Annotated in this window: 11 protein-coding genes; 2 read left to right on the forward strand and 9 right to left on the reverse strand. The window is 67.0% G+C overall.

Annotated features, from left to right (window positions below; all coding sequences use genetic code 11):
- Nucleotides 1-9 precede the first annotated feature (9 nt).
- Nucleotides 10-669, forward strand: a complete 660-nt coding sequence (gene eda, locus ACIPR8_RS14785; protein ID WP_132863048.1) for a bifunctional 4-hydroxy-2-oxoglutarate aldolase/2-dehydro-3-deoxy-phosphogluconate aldolase — start codon at nt 10-12, stop codon at nt 667-669.
- Nucleotides 670-793: 124 nt separating this feature from the next.
- Here eda and ACIPR8_RS14790 read toward each other — a convergent pair whose 3' ends face one another.
- The 9 genes from ACIPR8_RS14790 to ACIPR8_RS14830 all read right to left on the reverse strand — a co-directional run bounded on the left by ACIPR8_RS14790 (nt 794) and on the right by ACIPR8_RS14830 (nt 13555).
- Nucleotides 794-3952, reverse strand: coding sequence for a discoidin domain-containing protein (locus ACIPR8_RS14790; protein WP_446541486.1), 3159 nt, complete (start codon nt 3950-3952; stop codon nt 794-796).
- A gap of 113 nt (nt 3953-4065) precedes the next feature.
- Complete coding sequence (locus tag ACIPR8_RS14795; RefSeq protein WP_446541487.1) at nt 4066-4902, reverse strand: carbohydrate ABC transporter permease; 837 nt, start codon at nt 4900-4902, stop codon at nt 4066-4068.
- Nucleotides 4899-5780: a carbohydrate ABC transporter permease gene (locus ACIPR8_RS14800; RefSeq protein ID WP_446541488.1), complete on the reverse strand. Its 882-nt coding sequence runs from the start codon at nt 5778-5780 to the stop codon at nt 4899-4901. The genes ACIPR8_RS14795 and ACIPR8_RS14800 overlap by 4 nt, the downstream gene beginning before the upstream one ends.
- Entirely contained in the window at nt 5777-7072 is a 1296-nt protein-coding gene (locus ACIPR8_RS14805) for a sugar ABC transporter substrate-binding protein (RefSeq protein WP_446541489.1), read from the reverse strand. Before ACIPR8_RS14805 ends, ACIPR8_RS14800 begins: the two co-directional genes overlap by 4 nt.
- A gap of 1 nt (nt 7073) precedes the next feature.
- On the reverse strand, nt 7074-8693 hold the full coding sequence (locus ACIPR8_RS14810; RefSeq protein ID WP_446541571.1) for a glucoamylase family protein: 1620 nt from the start codon (nt 8691-8693) through the stop codon (nt 7074-7076).
- 108 nt (nt 8694-8801) lie between these two features.
- Nucleotides 8802-11762: a TonB-dependent receptor gene (locus ACIPR8_RS14815; RefSeq protein WP_446541490.1), complete on the reverse strand. Its 2961-nt coding sequence runs from the start codon at nt 11760-11762 to the stop codon at nt 8802-8804.
- A gap of 53 nt (nt 11763-11815) precedes the next feature.
- A complete protein-coding gene (locus ACIPR8_RS14820) occupies nt 11816-12856 on the reverse strand; it encodes a LacI family DNA-binding transcriptional regulator (protein WP_446541491.1) in 1041 nt (346 codons plus the stop codon).
- Between the two features lie 127 nt (nt 12857-12983).
- Entirely contained in the window at nt 12984-13259 is a 276-nt protein-coding gene (locus ACIPR8_RS14825) for a BolA family protein (RefSeq protein ID WP_192286036.1), read from the reverse strand.
- Complete coding sequence (locus ACIPR8_RS14830; RefSeq protein ID WP_132863041.1) at nt 13256-13555, reverse strand: YciI family protein; 300 nt, start codon at nt 13553-13555, stop codon at nt 13256-13258. Before ACIPR8_RS14830 ends, ACIPR8_RS14825 begins: the two co-directional genes overlap by 4 nt.
- Before the next feature lie 349 nt (nt 13556-13904).
- Here ACIPR8_RS14830 and ACIPR8_RS14835 point away from each other — a divergent pair, with 349 nt between their 5' ends.
- The gene (locus ACIPR8_RS14835; RefSeq protein WP_132863040.1) at nt 13905-14804 is read left to right on the forward strand and encodes a segregation and condensation protein A; all 900 of its coding nucleotides are present in this window, start codon (nt 13905-13907) and stop codon (nt 14802-14804) included.
- The last annotated feature ends 6 nt before the right edge of the window (nt 14805-14810 follow it).

Below are 14810 nucleotides of genomic sequence, written 5' to 3' on the forward strand. Positions count from 1 at the left end.
AGGAACACGATGAGCATTGCCCAGTACCAGGATCGCGCCGAGCAGCTGCTGAGCGCCGCCGGCATCCTGCCGGTGGTTACCGTCCATACCCTGGACCAGGCCCGCGCGGTCAGCACCGCGCTGCTGGAAGGTGGCCTGCCGGCCATCGAACTGACCCTGCGCACCCCGGTGGCGATGGACGCGCTGGCCATGCTCAAGCGCGAGCTGCCCGACGTGGTGGTGGGTGCCGGCACCGTGCTGACGGTCGAGCAGATGCGCCAGGCCATCGACGTCGGCGCCGACTTCCTGGTCACCCCGGGCACCCCGGCGCACATGGCCGATGCGCTGGCCACCGCACCGCTGCCGGTGGTGCCGGGCGCGGCGTCGCCGACCGAGCTGTTGGCCCTGCTTGCCCGTGGTTTCCGCATCTGCAAGCTGTTCCCGGCCACCGCCGTGGGCGGGCTGGCGATGATCAAGGGCGTGGCCGGCCCGATCCCCGAGCTGAAGCTGTGCCCGACCGGCGGCATCACCGAAGCCACCGCCGCCGATTACCTCGCGCAGAAGAACGTGGTGTGCATCGGCGGCTCGTGGATGGTGGCCGACAGCTGGATCCGCGCTGGCCAGTGGGACGAAGTGAAGCGGTCCGCCGCCGCTGCCGCGGCGATCGTCAGGCAGGCACGCGCAGGCTGAGTTTTCCAAGTACGACGGCAGATCTCCCTCTCCCTCCGTCTACTTCACTGCGTCCCGGTGTTCGGGGCGCAGTTTTTCTTTGTGCAGGGCTGTGCGCGGATCAGGGCAATCCCTGCCCGTGGTTTCAGCGGCGCGCACGCTCGCCGCGACGCTGGTCGGCGGGCACGTCGATCTCCACCTTGGCCGGCAATTGGGTGATGCGCAGTTCGCGCCCTTCCCAGGCGACCGGCTCCCCATTGATGCTGGCCTCGCCCGGCGCACCCTCATACGGCCACGGCAGCACCAGGCCGCCGGCCGGCAAGCGCAGCCCCTCCGGCACCTGCAGGGTCAGCTTGCGGTCACTGCGTGCGAGGGCGTACTTCACCGTCCCATGCGAGGTCCGCAGACCGTCGATGGCGATGCCCTTCCCCGCCAGCCAGTCCGCAGGCACGCCGGCCGCCAGCACGATCGCATCGTCCACCTCGCGGTTGTAGGCGAACATGTCCAATGCCGAGCGCACGAAATCCGAGGCCACCCAGGCGTGCGGCAGGTCGCCAACGAAGAACGGCTTGCGGGGCGTCGAGGACACCACTTCGGCCCATTGGTTCCAGCCCTGCGGCGCGCGGTCCTTGAAGAAGAACTCAGTCGCCGCCCAGGCGCGGGTACGCCAGCCCAGGCGCACGAAGGCCGCGACATTGCGCCACTCGTAGGGCGTGTAGTCCTTCCACTGCCGCTTGCCGTCACGACGCGCCTCGAACTCGCTCCAGTAGCGTTCGAAGGTGTTGTCCAGCGCGGGCTGCGGAAGGCGGCCCTGCTCGCCGCCCGGTGCCAGCGCGATGGTGGTCGAGGTGGCATCGAAGTCCCCCAGCTCCACCGACCCGGGCAGGAAGTCGATGCCATGTGCCTGCATGCTGGCCCGCAACGACTGGTCCAGGTCCTGGCGGAACGCGTCGCGGGAGGCCGCCATCATCGCCGCGTCCTCTTCCAGCCCCAGCGCAACGGCGATGTCCGCCGCATCCTTGTAGCCGCGCAGCGCCCAGAAGTCGTCCCAGTACGAGTGCACCGGCTTGGCCGAATAGCCTTCGTGGCTGATCGAGGCCGGCATCATCCCGTAGAAGCCCGGATTGCGGGCCCGGTTGTCCTCGGTGCGCTCGCTCAGGCGCAGCTGCTCCATGTACTTCCAGGCGCCCTGCACGTGCGGCCACATCCGCTGCAGGAACTGCAGGTCGCCGGTATGCCGCCAGTACTCGGCGATGGTGTAGATCAGTTCGCCGTGACTGTCGTTCTCCGGCACCGGGTCACTGCCACGCGCATCCACGCAGCACGGCACCATGCCGCTCTCGAACTGGTACGGCGCGTACCAGTCCACGTACTGTCGCACCGCGTCGTCGCGGCCCATGCGCAGCAGGCCTTCGGAAATCATCGCGCCATCGCGGATCCAGCTGCGTGCATAGGAACGCGTGCCGGGCTGCAGGCTCGGCCCGACCCGCGAGATCAGCATGTGCGCCAGGGCGGTGCGCACGGTGTCGGCCAGCGGCTGGCCCGCCGCCGGCACCTGCAACCGCACCTGGTCCAGCTTCTGCCGCCACTGTGCAGCCACCTGCTGCTGCGCCTTGTCCACGTCGAACCCGGCCGGCGGCCGCCAGTCGCCGACCTGCGGCAACACCAGCGCCACCTCGCGGCTCTCGCCGGGCTCCAGTTTGAAGGTGTAGAGCAACGCGCCGGAGGCCAGCCCGGTGGCATCGCGCACCTCGGTATCGGCGGGCAGGGCCTTGTCGGCCAGATGCGTGACGTCCAGCTTGCCGTCGAAGGTACTGGCGAAGGCCTTGTCCGGGGCGGTCATCGCGAACACGCGCGGCACGCCGTTGACCTCGACCTGGTTGCCCTTGACCGCCAGGCGCTCGATCCGGCTCACCCCGCCCACCGTGTTGAGGAACTGCGTGGGCGGATTGACCTGGAACGGACGCACCGCCAACGCCAGGGTGTAATCGCGACCCGTCTTGCCCGGGTTGTGCAGCCGATAGCGCGTGACCAGCTGCGCCTGCTCCGGCCGTCCCTGTACGAAACTGCTGACCTGCAGCCCGAAGTCCGCATGCTGCCACTGCACCGTTGGCATCGGCAGATAGCCATCCTGCAGGCTCTGGCTGCCCGTCACGTCCGCCCAGCTGACCACCTTGCCGCCGCTCAGCACGAAGGGCTCGACGCTGAAGCCGGACTTCACCGCCTCCACCGCGCCGTCCTCGCCCATCAACGCCTGCTCGCGGCCACCGTCCAGCCCCAGCAGCGTCCAGTAAGGCTGCTCGCCGGTGAAGCCGCGCGGCAGGAAACCGCGCGGCAGGTCGGCCGCCACCGAGCGGATGAAATCATTCGGGGTCCCCGCGAAAGCCAGCGGCTTGAGCGAGATGTCACGGATGCCATACCGCCAGTTCGGGCCATCCTGCAGGTCGAAGCGCAGGTAGCGCGCCTCGGTGTCCGGCAGGGCCAGCCAGTCGCGGCCGCCTCCACCGGTGGTCACCTCGCGCACCGGATGCCAGTCGCGGCCATCGCGCGAGGCCTGCACCACGTAACGCGAGGCCTGCAGGCCGGGCACCCATTGCACCACCGCGCCGCCGAACTCGCGCACCTTGCCCAGGTCCAGGCTGATGGTCTGCTGCTTGACGCCGCCGCTGATCCACATCGTGTCCGGCTTGCCGTCGGCGATGCGCTGCTGCAACGCGGTCGCGGTGTCGGCCAGCACCACCGGTTGCAGCGGCGAGGTGTCCTCCTTGGGCAGCGGTTGCAGCGTCAGGCGGTCGAAGCAGACCGTGCCGCGTCCACCGACCTTGCTGTAGATGGTGAACTCCACCGCGGCGCTGCGTCGCAGCGTGCGGTCCGGGTCCGGGCCCCAGGCCTTGTCGATGTGACGCTTGCGGTAGTCCACGCGCGTCCAGTTCTTCGGGAACGCATAGCCGGTCCTGTTCACCCACCAGACGTTGTCGCCGCTGGCGTCGATGAGCTTGAACTGCAGGTCGTTGGCCGGCGAATCGCCGCGCAGGTCGAACGAGACCTGGTAATTCTCCGGCCAACTGACATCGAGCTTGCGGCGGATGCCGGCATAACCGGACACCTCGTGGAAGTCGTAGTCCAGGCACAGGGCGCGCCCGTTGCCACCGGCCACCGGCCGCAACGAACCACTCACCTGCGGCGAGGTGATCAGCTGCCACGCCCCGATGTCATCGAAGCTGGCCAGCACCGTCGTGCTGCCGGGTGAGGCAGCCCCCAGCAGCAAGGTGGCCAACAGGCCCACGGCATAACGCTTGTTCATCACCAGAATCCCGAATCACGATCGACGGCAGGCGTCGGATTTTCGCAAAGTTCCCTGTCCCGCACGACGCTGATTGCAGAGCTGATTGCAGACGGAAGTACCACCGCCGGCGCTCAGCCCTTGACGCTGCCCAGCAACAAGCCCTGGATGTAGTACCGCTGCAACACCAGGAACAGCAGCAACACCGGCAGCACCGTGACCACCGCGCCGGCCATCATCATCTCCACGTCCTGGATGTGCTCGCGCGACAGGCTGGCCAGCGCCACCGGCAGCGTGTAGTGCTCCTGGTCGGTGAGCACGATCAACGGCCACATGAAGTCGTTCCATGCGCCCATGAAGGTGAAGATGGCCAACGTCACCAGCACCGGCTTGAGCATCGGCAACACGATCTGGAAGAAGATCCGTGCCTCGCTGGCCCCATCGATGCGCGCCGCCTCCAGCAGTTCATCGGGGATCGAGCGCGCGTACTGGCGCACCAGGAAGATGCCGAACACGCTGGCCAGCGCCGGGATCACCACGCCGCCGAACGTATTGACCAACCCCATCTGCTTCATCAGCAGGAACAGCGGCAGCATCGCCACCTGCGCCGGGATCACCAGCGCCGCCAGCAGCATCTGGAACACCCGTTCGCGCCCGGCAAAGCGCATCTTGGCGAAGGCGTAACCGGCCAGGGTGTTGAACAGCAGCGACCCCAGCGTGATGCCCAGCGACACGACCAGGCTGTTGAGGAAGTTGCCGCCCATGCCGGTGCGGCTGGCCAGCGCGTGGTAGTTGGCCAGCGTGGCGTGCGCGGGCAGCAACGGTGGCGGGAACTGCGAGGCCTGCCCGCTGGGCATGAACGACACCGACAGCATCCAGGCCAGCGGCGCCAGGCTGATCACCGCCAGTACCGCCAGCGCACCGTTGATCCACCACGCATGCCAACGCGATTGCCCGATCTCCCGGCTCATACCAGCTCCTTGCGCTTGCCGAAGCGCAGCATCAGCGTGGTCACCGCCAGGATGATCAGGAACAGCAGGAACGCCACGGCCGAAGCGCGTCCCAGGTTCCACCACTTGAAGCCTTCCTCGAACATGAAATACAGCACGCTGACCGTGCTCTGCAGCGGGTCGCCGCGGGTCATCACGTAGGGCTCGGCGAACAGCTGGAAATAGCCGGACACGGTGATCACGCCCACCACCAGCAGCACCGGCCCCAGCATCGGCACGGTGATGTGCAGGAACTGCTGCCAGCGCGTGGCCCCGTCGATGCGCGCGGCCTCGTACAGGTCCCTGGGGATCGCCTGCAGGCCGGCCAGGAAGATCACCATGTTGTAGCCGAAGTTCTTCCAGACCGCGAACAGGATGATGGTCGGCATCGCCCAGCGCGGGTCACCCAGCCAATCCACCGGATTGATGCCGACCTGGCCCAGGCCCCAGTTCACCAGCCCGTAGCGGGTGTGGAACAGGTACCGCCAGATCACCGCCACCGCCACCAGCGTGGTCACCACCGGGGCGAACAGGGCGGTGCGGAACAACGCCTTGAAACGGCTGGCCGGCGCATTGAGCAGCATCGCCGCACCCAGCGACACCGCGATGGAGAGCGGCACGCCCAACACCACGAAGTACGCGGTGTTGCCCAGCGATTTCCAGAACATCGGCGTCTGCAGCAGGTCGATGTAGTTGCCCAGCCCGTTGAAACGCAGGTTGTGCGGGTCGGCCAGTGCGTACAGGTCGAAGTCGGTCAGGCTCAGCGCCAGTGCCGACAGCACCGGCAGCCCGAAGAACACGCCGATCACGATCAGCGCCGGCGCGGCGAATACCCAGCCAACGAGCGAACGCTGCTTCATTGCCCTGCCCCCGCCGCTGTGGCGCCGGCCTGCTGTTCAACGATCCAGCGGCGCTTGGCCAGGATCTCGTCGACCTGCTGGTCCAGCTGTTCCACCGCCTTGTCCTGCGGCAGGCCACCGCGCACCACCTGCTCGGTGACCACCCGCATCTGCTGCGCGATGCGTTCCCACTCCAGCACCTTCGGCGTCGGTTTGACCCGCTCCAACTGGTCGGCGAATGCCGCGGTGAGTGGATCGTCGGTCAGCTCCGGCGACTGCCACGCACTGCGCCGTGGCGGCAGGTCACCGATGACGGTGTAGAAGCGCTGCTGGATGTCCGGACGCGACAGGAACTCGATCAGCTTCCACGCCGCCTCCTTTTTCTGCGAGGCGCGGAACACCACCAGGCTGGTGCCGCCGGCGATACCGGCACCGGGGCCGTCCGGGCCGGGCAACGGGGTGGCTCCCCACTCCCCGTCCAGCCCAGGGGGCTGGCGCTGGCGGAACTCGCGGATGTTCCAGGGCCCGGACAGGTAGAACGCGGTGAAGCCACGGAAGAACTCGTCCCAGACGTTGGAGATCTGTGTCTCGGACATCTTCGGCGCCCAGCCCTGCTCGAACATGTTGTCGTAGAAGGCCAGCGTGCGCCGGAAGCCAGGGCTGCGGAAATTGCCGCGCGTGTCGTGCTCGCGCAGCAGCCCATCGTCCTGCTGCAGGGCGAAGGACAGCTGCGGCTCGAACTCGTTGAGCGGCATCAGCACCGGATAACCCTTGTCGCCCATCAGCTTCTTCAGCGCGGCGTTGACCTGCTCCCACTCGGCCCAGGTGCGCGGCGGGTGGTCGTAGCCGGCCTGGCGCAGCAGGTCCTTGCGGTAGAACAGCAGGCGCGTGTCCACGTACCACGGGATGCCGACCAGTTGCCCGTCGACCACATTGGTGTCCCAGATACCGGGGAAGTAATCGGCCTGGTCCACCACGGCCGAGGCGTCCGCCCGGGCCTGCAGCGGTTCCAGCGCCTGCAGCGTGGCGAACTCGGCGATCCAGGTGTTGCCGAGCTGGCAGACATCGGGCAGCCCTTCGGCGGCATAGGCGGTCAACAGCTTTTCATGCGCCGCCGTCCACGGGATGTTCTGCACCTCGACGTGGATGCCCGGGTTCTCCGCCTCGAACTCGCGCAGCAGCTCGCCCACCACCTCCGCTTCGCGGCCCATCGCCCAGAAGCGCAGCGTGGTGCCGTCCTGCGGCGTGCCGCCGCAGCCGGCCAGCACGCCGGACAGGCACAGCACCAGCAGCGCGCGGATCATCGACGGCATGTCACTGCTGCGGCTTGGAGGCCGGCGGGTTGCCCGCGGCGGCCTTCTGTTCGGCCGCGGCGGCAGCGCGCGACTCGGCGATACCGGTAGCGCGGGCCGACGCCGCGCGGTCGTCCTTCTGCAGGGGCTGGAAGTTGTCCTCCGGCGCCAGCCAGCCACCGGTGAAGCCCGCCCGCTCCAATCCCTTGCGGACATACGGGTTCTTCTTCATCACGTCCCACACGAACTCGTCGCGGTAGTTGGCGATGCCCAGCAGGATCGGCCCCTGGTCGATGGCGATGTAATCGCTGGCCACCCAGCCACGCTCGGGGATGGTGCGCCCGGTCTTGAGCGGGATGTCGTAGTTGAAGCTCGGGTTGAACGAATCCAGGAACCCGTAGCTGGAGTACAGGTAGTCGCCGTAGCGCTTGTGCATCTCCACGGTGGCCGGGATCACCACCTCCGGCGCATACGGCAACGAGGAGATCGCCGCCGACGGCACGATGGTGCCGTCATCGAAGTTCTCGCGCAGGCCCGCGCCGCGCGAGGAGTAATGGCGGAACTGGCGCTGCTCGCCCTTGTACTCCTGGGTGGTGTTCTGCGGCCCGTCGCCGGCGGTCAGGCCCCAGACGTTGTCGCCGTAGTCCTTCCACTGCATCGGGTTTTCGATGGCGTACTCGCGCTGGGCCAGCGTCGCGCGCCGGGTGTTGAGGAAATAGTCGATGCCGCGCTCGCGCATGTATGCGTCCTGGATGTCGCGGAAGTCGATCCAGACGTGGCTGTACTGGTGGCCGAACAGCGGCCCGAAGGACAGGTATTCCTGGCCCTGGTAGACGCCCCAGTCGTTGTCGTAGGTACGGGTCCACACGGTCCAGGCGTCCGGCTCGACCGGATGGGTGGGCGAGCCCAGCGCCAGCACGTACAGCATCATCGCCTCGTTGTAGCCCATCCAGTCATGCTGGATGAAGCCGCTCTCCGGGAACCAGCCCATCGAGACCAGCGGCTTGTTGCGTTGCAGCCACTGCCAGTCCACGCGCTTGTACAGCGTGTCGGCGATCTGGCGGATCTCCTTCTCGCGCGGGTCCTCGCCGTCGTAGTAGGACTGCGCGAACAGCACGCCCATCATCAGCAGCGCGGTATCCACGCTGGAAAGCTCGACCCAGCTGTCGTAGCGGCGACCTTCCTGCATGTCCAGGAAGTGGTAGAAGAACCCCTTGTACCCGGCCTTGCCGGTACGCTGCGGCCCGGAAGGCAGGTCACGGAAGAACTTCAGCGTCAGCAGGGTGCGGTCGACTGCCTGGTTGCGGCTGACCCAACCGTTCTTGATGCCCACCGGATAGGCGGTCAGCGCAAAGCCCACCGACGCCACGCTGGCGAACGGCCGCGACGGATAACGGTCCGGGGTCAGCCCGTTCTGCTCGTTGGTCGTATCCCAGAAGAACTGGAACGTGCGCCGCTCGATGTCATCGAACAACGGCGGCAGTTCCGGCTTCATCGGCCGTGGCGGCAGGTCCGCCTCGACCAGTATCACCTGCGGCAACACCTTCGGCATCGGCGGCTCCGGCGCCTTGCCACACCCCGCCAGCACCGCCAGCGCGAAACCAGTGGCCAGGCCAGCGAACAACCGGGGGCTACGTGACATGCTCAAGACGACATCCGTTGTAGAGGAATCAGGTCGCCACCCGCCCTTGATGGGCAATGTGGCGCGTGTGGAGGCCCCGGCCGCCACGCGGGCGGCCGGGGATGCGACTTACCAGTCCAGGCCGAAGGACAGCTTGAAGGTCCGGGTCTGGTACTGGTCCCAGCTGTTGATCACGCCGGTATCCCAGTTGATGCCGTAACCGCCCCAGTTGGTCCAGTTGAAGGCATTGAGCAGGTCGGCGCGCATCTTCAGCTTCAGGTCGGTGCCGGTGTCCCAGGTCTTGGTCAGCGACAGGTCGAACTGCTTGAAGCCCAGCGTGCCGTCCGGCTCCCAGCTGTGCGGACGCTCGTAGCCGCCGTAGGCCGCCGTACTGTCGATGTCCCAGCGCTTGATCTTGCTGGCCAGGGTCAGCTTGCCGGACACGCTCATGCCCCACGGCAGGTCGGTGAAGCCGCTGATCACCAGGCGATGGCGCGGCGTCCAGGCACCGTCGTACCAGCCACCCTGGGTGAAGTACCAGCCATAGACCGGGTCCTTCTCGTGGATGTTCTGCTTGGCATCGGTCAGCGTGTAGGCCACGTTGACGTTCCACGGGCTCTCGGACGTGTACGGCTTGTCCAGGCTCAGCAGCAGCGCGGTGCTCTTGGACTCGAAGCCGTTGGTGGCCACGATCAGGCTGCCCATGCCCGGCAGGCCGGGCGCGGACCACGGGCTGCCGTTCGGCGCGAACACGCCACCGTCGGGGTAGCGGTTGCCGCGCATGATCAGCAGGCCGTCCTTGTAGCGGGTGTGCTGCACGGTGGCCGAGCTGTTCCAGTCCAACCCGCCCAGGTTGAAGCTGTCGCGGATGCCCAGGCTGATCTGGTCGGAGTACGGCGTCTTCAGGTCGTTGTCGAACATCCACACTTCGCGACCGGCGTCGGTGGAATTGACCAGCGACATCAGGTAGTCGCGATCCAGCAGCTGCGGGCTCCAGTCCAGGCAGTCCGAGGCACTCAGGTCGCAGGCGTGGCCGGGCGAGTTGATCTTGAAGCGCCGGGTCGGGAAGGTCGCCTTGCTGCGCTCCAGCTGCAGATAGTCGAACAGGTTGCGGTCGTAGGAACGACCGATGCCGCCGAAGATCACATGGCGTTCGTCGCCGGTCAGGTCATAGGAGAAGCCCAGGCGCGGCTGGATCGCATCCTTGAACGGCTTGCGGTTGTTGCCGGTGCTGATGTAACGGTTGACGTCGATGCCGCCCAGCGCCAGGGATTGCGCGTAGGTCTGGCCCGGTGCGTTGGGGTCCGCACTCGCCAGCGAGGCCAGCACGTCGCCGCTGGTCACGTAGTCCAGGTAGGACGGGGTCTTCTCGTAGTCCCAGCGCAGGCCCAGGTTCAGGGTCAGCCGCTCGGTGACATCCCAGTCATCCTGGATGTACAGGCCGAACTGCTTGTTCTTGGAGGTCACCGAGCCACCGTCGGTGCCCATCGCGGCACTGCCGAAGCGCACGAAGTACGGCACTGCGCCGCCCTGGTGGATGTCGTAGTAGAACTGCGGGTTGTAGGGCTGCTGCTCGATGGTGTCCAGGTCGACCTGCTTGTACTTCACGCCGAACTTGACGGTGTGGCCTTCCCAGCCGAAGAACGTGGTGTCGTTCTGGAACGACCAGCCCTTCTGGCCCTTGTCCTGCAGGCCACCTTCGCCGCCGCCGATGCGGTAGATCTGCTTGCCGTCATCGCCGGAGCCATCGGTCAGCACCATGCCGTTGGCCATGTTGACCGGCGCCTTGGTCCAGAACGCCTTCTCGTAGGTCAGGTGGGCGTCGTTGAGCCAGTTGGCGTTGGAGAACTGCCAACGCAGGTCGTAGCGGTCCTCGTTGACGCCGGTATCGGTGCCGTAGCTGCGCGCGCTCTGCCCGCCGACGTTGCCGATCTCGCTCTCCTCGCGGCGCTTGTAGGTCAGCTCGACGAGGTTCTCCTCGTTGATCGACCAGTCCAGCTTGCCGAAGTACAGGTCTTCCTTGAACGGCGTCGAGGTTGCACCGAGCTGGTCGCGCCAGGCCTGTGGCAGGTCACCGGCAATGCGCCCCTCGCCCGGGCTCAGGTCCTGCGGCGCGTTGTACTCCTTGGCCTCGTAGGTCACGAAGAAGTGCGCCTTGTCCTTGACGATCGGGCCACCGAAGGCGGCGCCGTACTGCTTCTCGCCCGAGCGGGTCTTGCCGGCGTCCTTCTCGCTCTCGCGCGGCTCGCGCCAATCCTGGTTGGTGTAGTCCCAGAAGAACGAGCCCTTGAACTCATTGGTGCCCGACTTGGTCACCGCCGTCACCGCCGCCGAGCTGATCTGGTCGTACTCGGCCTTGTAGTTGGAGGTGATGACCTTGTACTCGCCGATAGCCAGCTGCGGGAACGGGTTGCCGCGGCTGGCGTCCTGCCCGGTGATGCCACCCTGGGTGACGTAGTTCTTCTGGCCGATGCCGTCGATGTACACATTGACGTTGTTAGCGTTCTGCACGCCACCGCGCAGCTTGGTCGAGCCATTGGCCGGGTTCTGTTCGAACGCCATGCCCGGCACGGTGTCGGCGAAGGCCAGGAAGTTGCGGGTGCCCTGCGGCAGCGCCTCGATCTGGCGCGGCGTGATGTAGGTGGCGATCTCCGAGGTCTTGGTTTCGATCGGCGCCTGCGCGACCACCTGCACCGCGTCCAGCGTGGTCGCTGCGCCGCCGGCCGTGGTTTCACCGACGCCGCCGACGCCCAGGTTCACCGTGGCGGTCTGGCCAACCTGCACGGTGATGTTCTGCGTGCTGGTCTTGCCGCCGGCATTGACCTCCACGCGGTAAGTACCCGGCGGCAGGCCGGCCAGCGAGTAGCTGCCGCTCGCCGTGCTCTGCACGCTGCGGCTCAGGCCGGTGGCGATGTTGGTGGCCGTGACCTGCGCCTGTGCAGCCGGGCTGGAATCAGCCATCACCTGGCCACGGATGGTGGCCGCGGTGCTCTGGGCGAAGGCCGGGGCAGCGCCGAGCAACAGGCAACTGGCCAGCGCACAGCTCAGCAGCTTGCGTGTGGGGGTGGACTTCCGAGCAATCCTGTACATGTTTTACCTCTCCCAAGGTAGCGGCATGACCCGCGGTAAGTGTTATGAGTGGCTCAACCCCGGTCTCTTGCCGGGTCAAGTGGCGCCGTGCGTGCCGTGGAGTCGCGCACGACAAGGCTTGGAACCAACATCAGGCCGGGCGTCTGTTGCGACCCCGGTTCCCGAATCCGCTGCAGCAGGTGGGACATCGCCTGCTCTCCAAGCCCGGCGATGCTCACCTGCATCGTCGTCAAGGACGGGTGAACAAAGCGCGCCAGGGGAATGTCGTCATAGCCGGCAAGCGCCACCTGCTCGGGCACGCGCACGCCGGCCTGCTGGAAGGCATACAGGCAGCCCAGCGCCATCATGTCGTTGGCGGCGAACACCGCTTCAGGCAGGCGCGGCCGCGCCAGCAGGGCACGCCCGGCCTCGTAGCCGGAGGCTTCGTCGAAGGCCCCGGGCAGCTCGATGGATTCAATCGCCTGGGGGGCGGCCGCCAGCGCATCGCGGAACCCGCGCAGGCGTTCGCGCGCATCGTGGTTGCGCTCGGGGCCACCGATGAAGGCGATGCTGCGGTAGCCCTGCGCCAGCAGGTGTCCGGTCATGGCCAGCGCGCCGGCATGGTCGTCGATGCTGAAGACCGGATGGCTGCCGTCGGTGATCGGGGTATTGATCAGCACCGTCGGGATGTCCGCCGGCAGCTGGTCCAGCAGTGCCGAGGCATCCCCCGCATAGGGCGACAGCACCAGCAGGCCATCCACGCGGCCACGCATGGCCTGCAGCACCGAACCCTGCTGCTGCGGCTCACCGTGGAAACTGGACACCAGCAGGTGCCGGCGATGCGCGCTGGCAATGCCGTCGATGCCACGCATCAGCTCGGAGAAGAATTCGCCGTACAGGTCCGGCAGCACCACGCCGACGGTCTGGGTGCTGCGGCTGCTCAGGCTGCGGGCGGCGGCATGCGGCGTGTAGCGCAGGCGACGGGCCACTTCCAGCACCAGCTGGCGGACCGGCTCGGCGACGTTGTCATGGCCATTGAGCGCACGCGACACCGTGGCGACGGAGACGTCCGCCTCTCGGGCAACATCCTTGATGGTGATTGCCGACTTCGCCACCGTCACGCCCTCCGCACCGGGGTTGCGCGGAATGTAAACGTTTTCACTGGCGTTTGTAAACCTTTTGTAATGCCGCCCGGAATGAACCGGGACATCGGCTGTCCCGGCCAGGTACCGACCGCGACGTTCAGCTGCCCGCGGCCTCGGCCGGCGTCAGCGCCTTGATCGACAGCGCATGGATATCGGTCTGCATCATCTCGCCCACGGCCGCGTAGACCGCGCGGTGACGGGCCAACGGGCCCTTGCCGGCAAAGGCGGCACTGACCACGGTCACGTTGAAATGGCCCCGCCCGTCACGGGCGCCGGCGTGGCCGGCATGGCGATGGCTGTCATCCTCCACCTCCAGCAGGTCCGGGTGGAAGGCGGCCTGCAGGGCCGAGCGGATCTGCTCGACCCGGTTCATGGCAGCACCTTGCGGAACGGACGGACGTCCACCCGGGTATACACGCCTGCCGCCACGTACGGGTCGGCGTCGGCCCAGGCCCGCGCCGCGGCCTGGTCCTCGAAACTGGCGATCACCACGCTGCCGCTGAAGCCGGCCGGGCCGGGGTCCTCGGCGTCAATGGCAGGACAAGGACCGGCCAAAAGCAGTCTCCCCTGGTCAAGCAAGGCCTTGAGCCGCTCCAGATGGGCACCGCGTGCCGCCATCCGCTGGGCCAGCACCTGCTCGCCGTCATACCCTTCGATTACGTACCACACCGGGCCATCACTCCTTGTCCGCTGAATGGATCGACCACAAGTCTAGCGCCAGAACGCTGGACATCGGCCGGTCCCGGCGATTACTCTTTAGTCCATTGCACGCAGACGGCCTGTAGCGGCTCGGTGCAGCGGAAGGCTCCCGGCCCCGCTCGTTGACCGAAGCACATCACTCCCGGACCGCGTAGACGACCTCCTCGTAATGACGTTGCCGCACCTTCTGCGGCGCGCCTTGTTGTTGATGTGTGGAATCGCGCTAGGCAAGCGCGCATGGCTCGCAATACCAGGGCAGGAACCTAGCCGGGCGCGAACCCGGCATGCGTACGGCTCGCTATACCCCGATGTCGACCTGATGACTTCCGAACTCGCGCACGACGCGAACCCGCCAGCGCCGCCTCACGCCCCGCAGCAGCAGGAAATGCCGCTGGCGATGGTGCATGGCCAGCCGGTATTGCAGATCCCGCAGGACCTGTACATCCCGCCGGACGCGCTGGAAGTCATCCTGGACGCCTTCGAAGGCCCGCTCGACCTGCTGCTGTACCTGATCCGCCGCCAGAACCTGGACATCCTGGACATCCCGGTGGCCGAGATCACCCGGCAATACGTTGATTACATCAACGTGATGCAGGAACTGCGCTTCGAGCTGGCCGCCGAGTACCTGGTGATGGCCGCGATCCTGGCCGAGGTGAAATCGCGCATGCTGCTGCCGCGCCCGCCCAGCGTGGAAGGCGAGGAAGCCGACCCGCGCGCCGAGCTGGTCCGCCGCCTGCAGGAGTACGAGCGCTTCAAGCAGGCCGCCGAGGACATCGATGCCCTGCCCCGCCAGGACCGCGACACCAGCCTGGCCCATGCCTTCGTGCCGGAGCGCGCCGCCGTCAAGCTGCCGCCGCCGGTGGAACTGAAGGAGATGCTGCTGGCGCTGCACGAGGTCCTCAAGCGCGCCGAGCTGTTCAGCGGCCACGCCATCAAGCGCGAGGCACTGAGCGTACGCCAGCGCATGGGCGACATGCTCGCGCGCCTGGAGGACGGCCGGTTCTACCGTTTCGAAACGCTGTTCACCGCCGAGGAAGGCAAGCTCGGCGTACTGGTCACCTTCCTGGCGATGCTGGAACTGGCCAAGGAGCAGCTGCTGGACATCGTGCAGGAAGCACCGCTCGCCCCGATCTACGTCAAGTCCCTGGCCGCCGGCAACACCAACGCACCGCTGGCGTTCTCCAGCGAGTTCGATGACGCCGACAACGACCCCGCCTGAGCCTAC

Source organism: Stenotrophomonas sp. LARHCG68, from assembly GCF_052871705.1.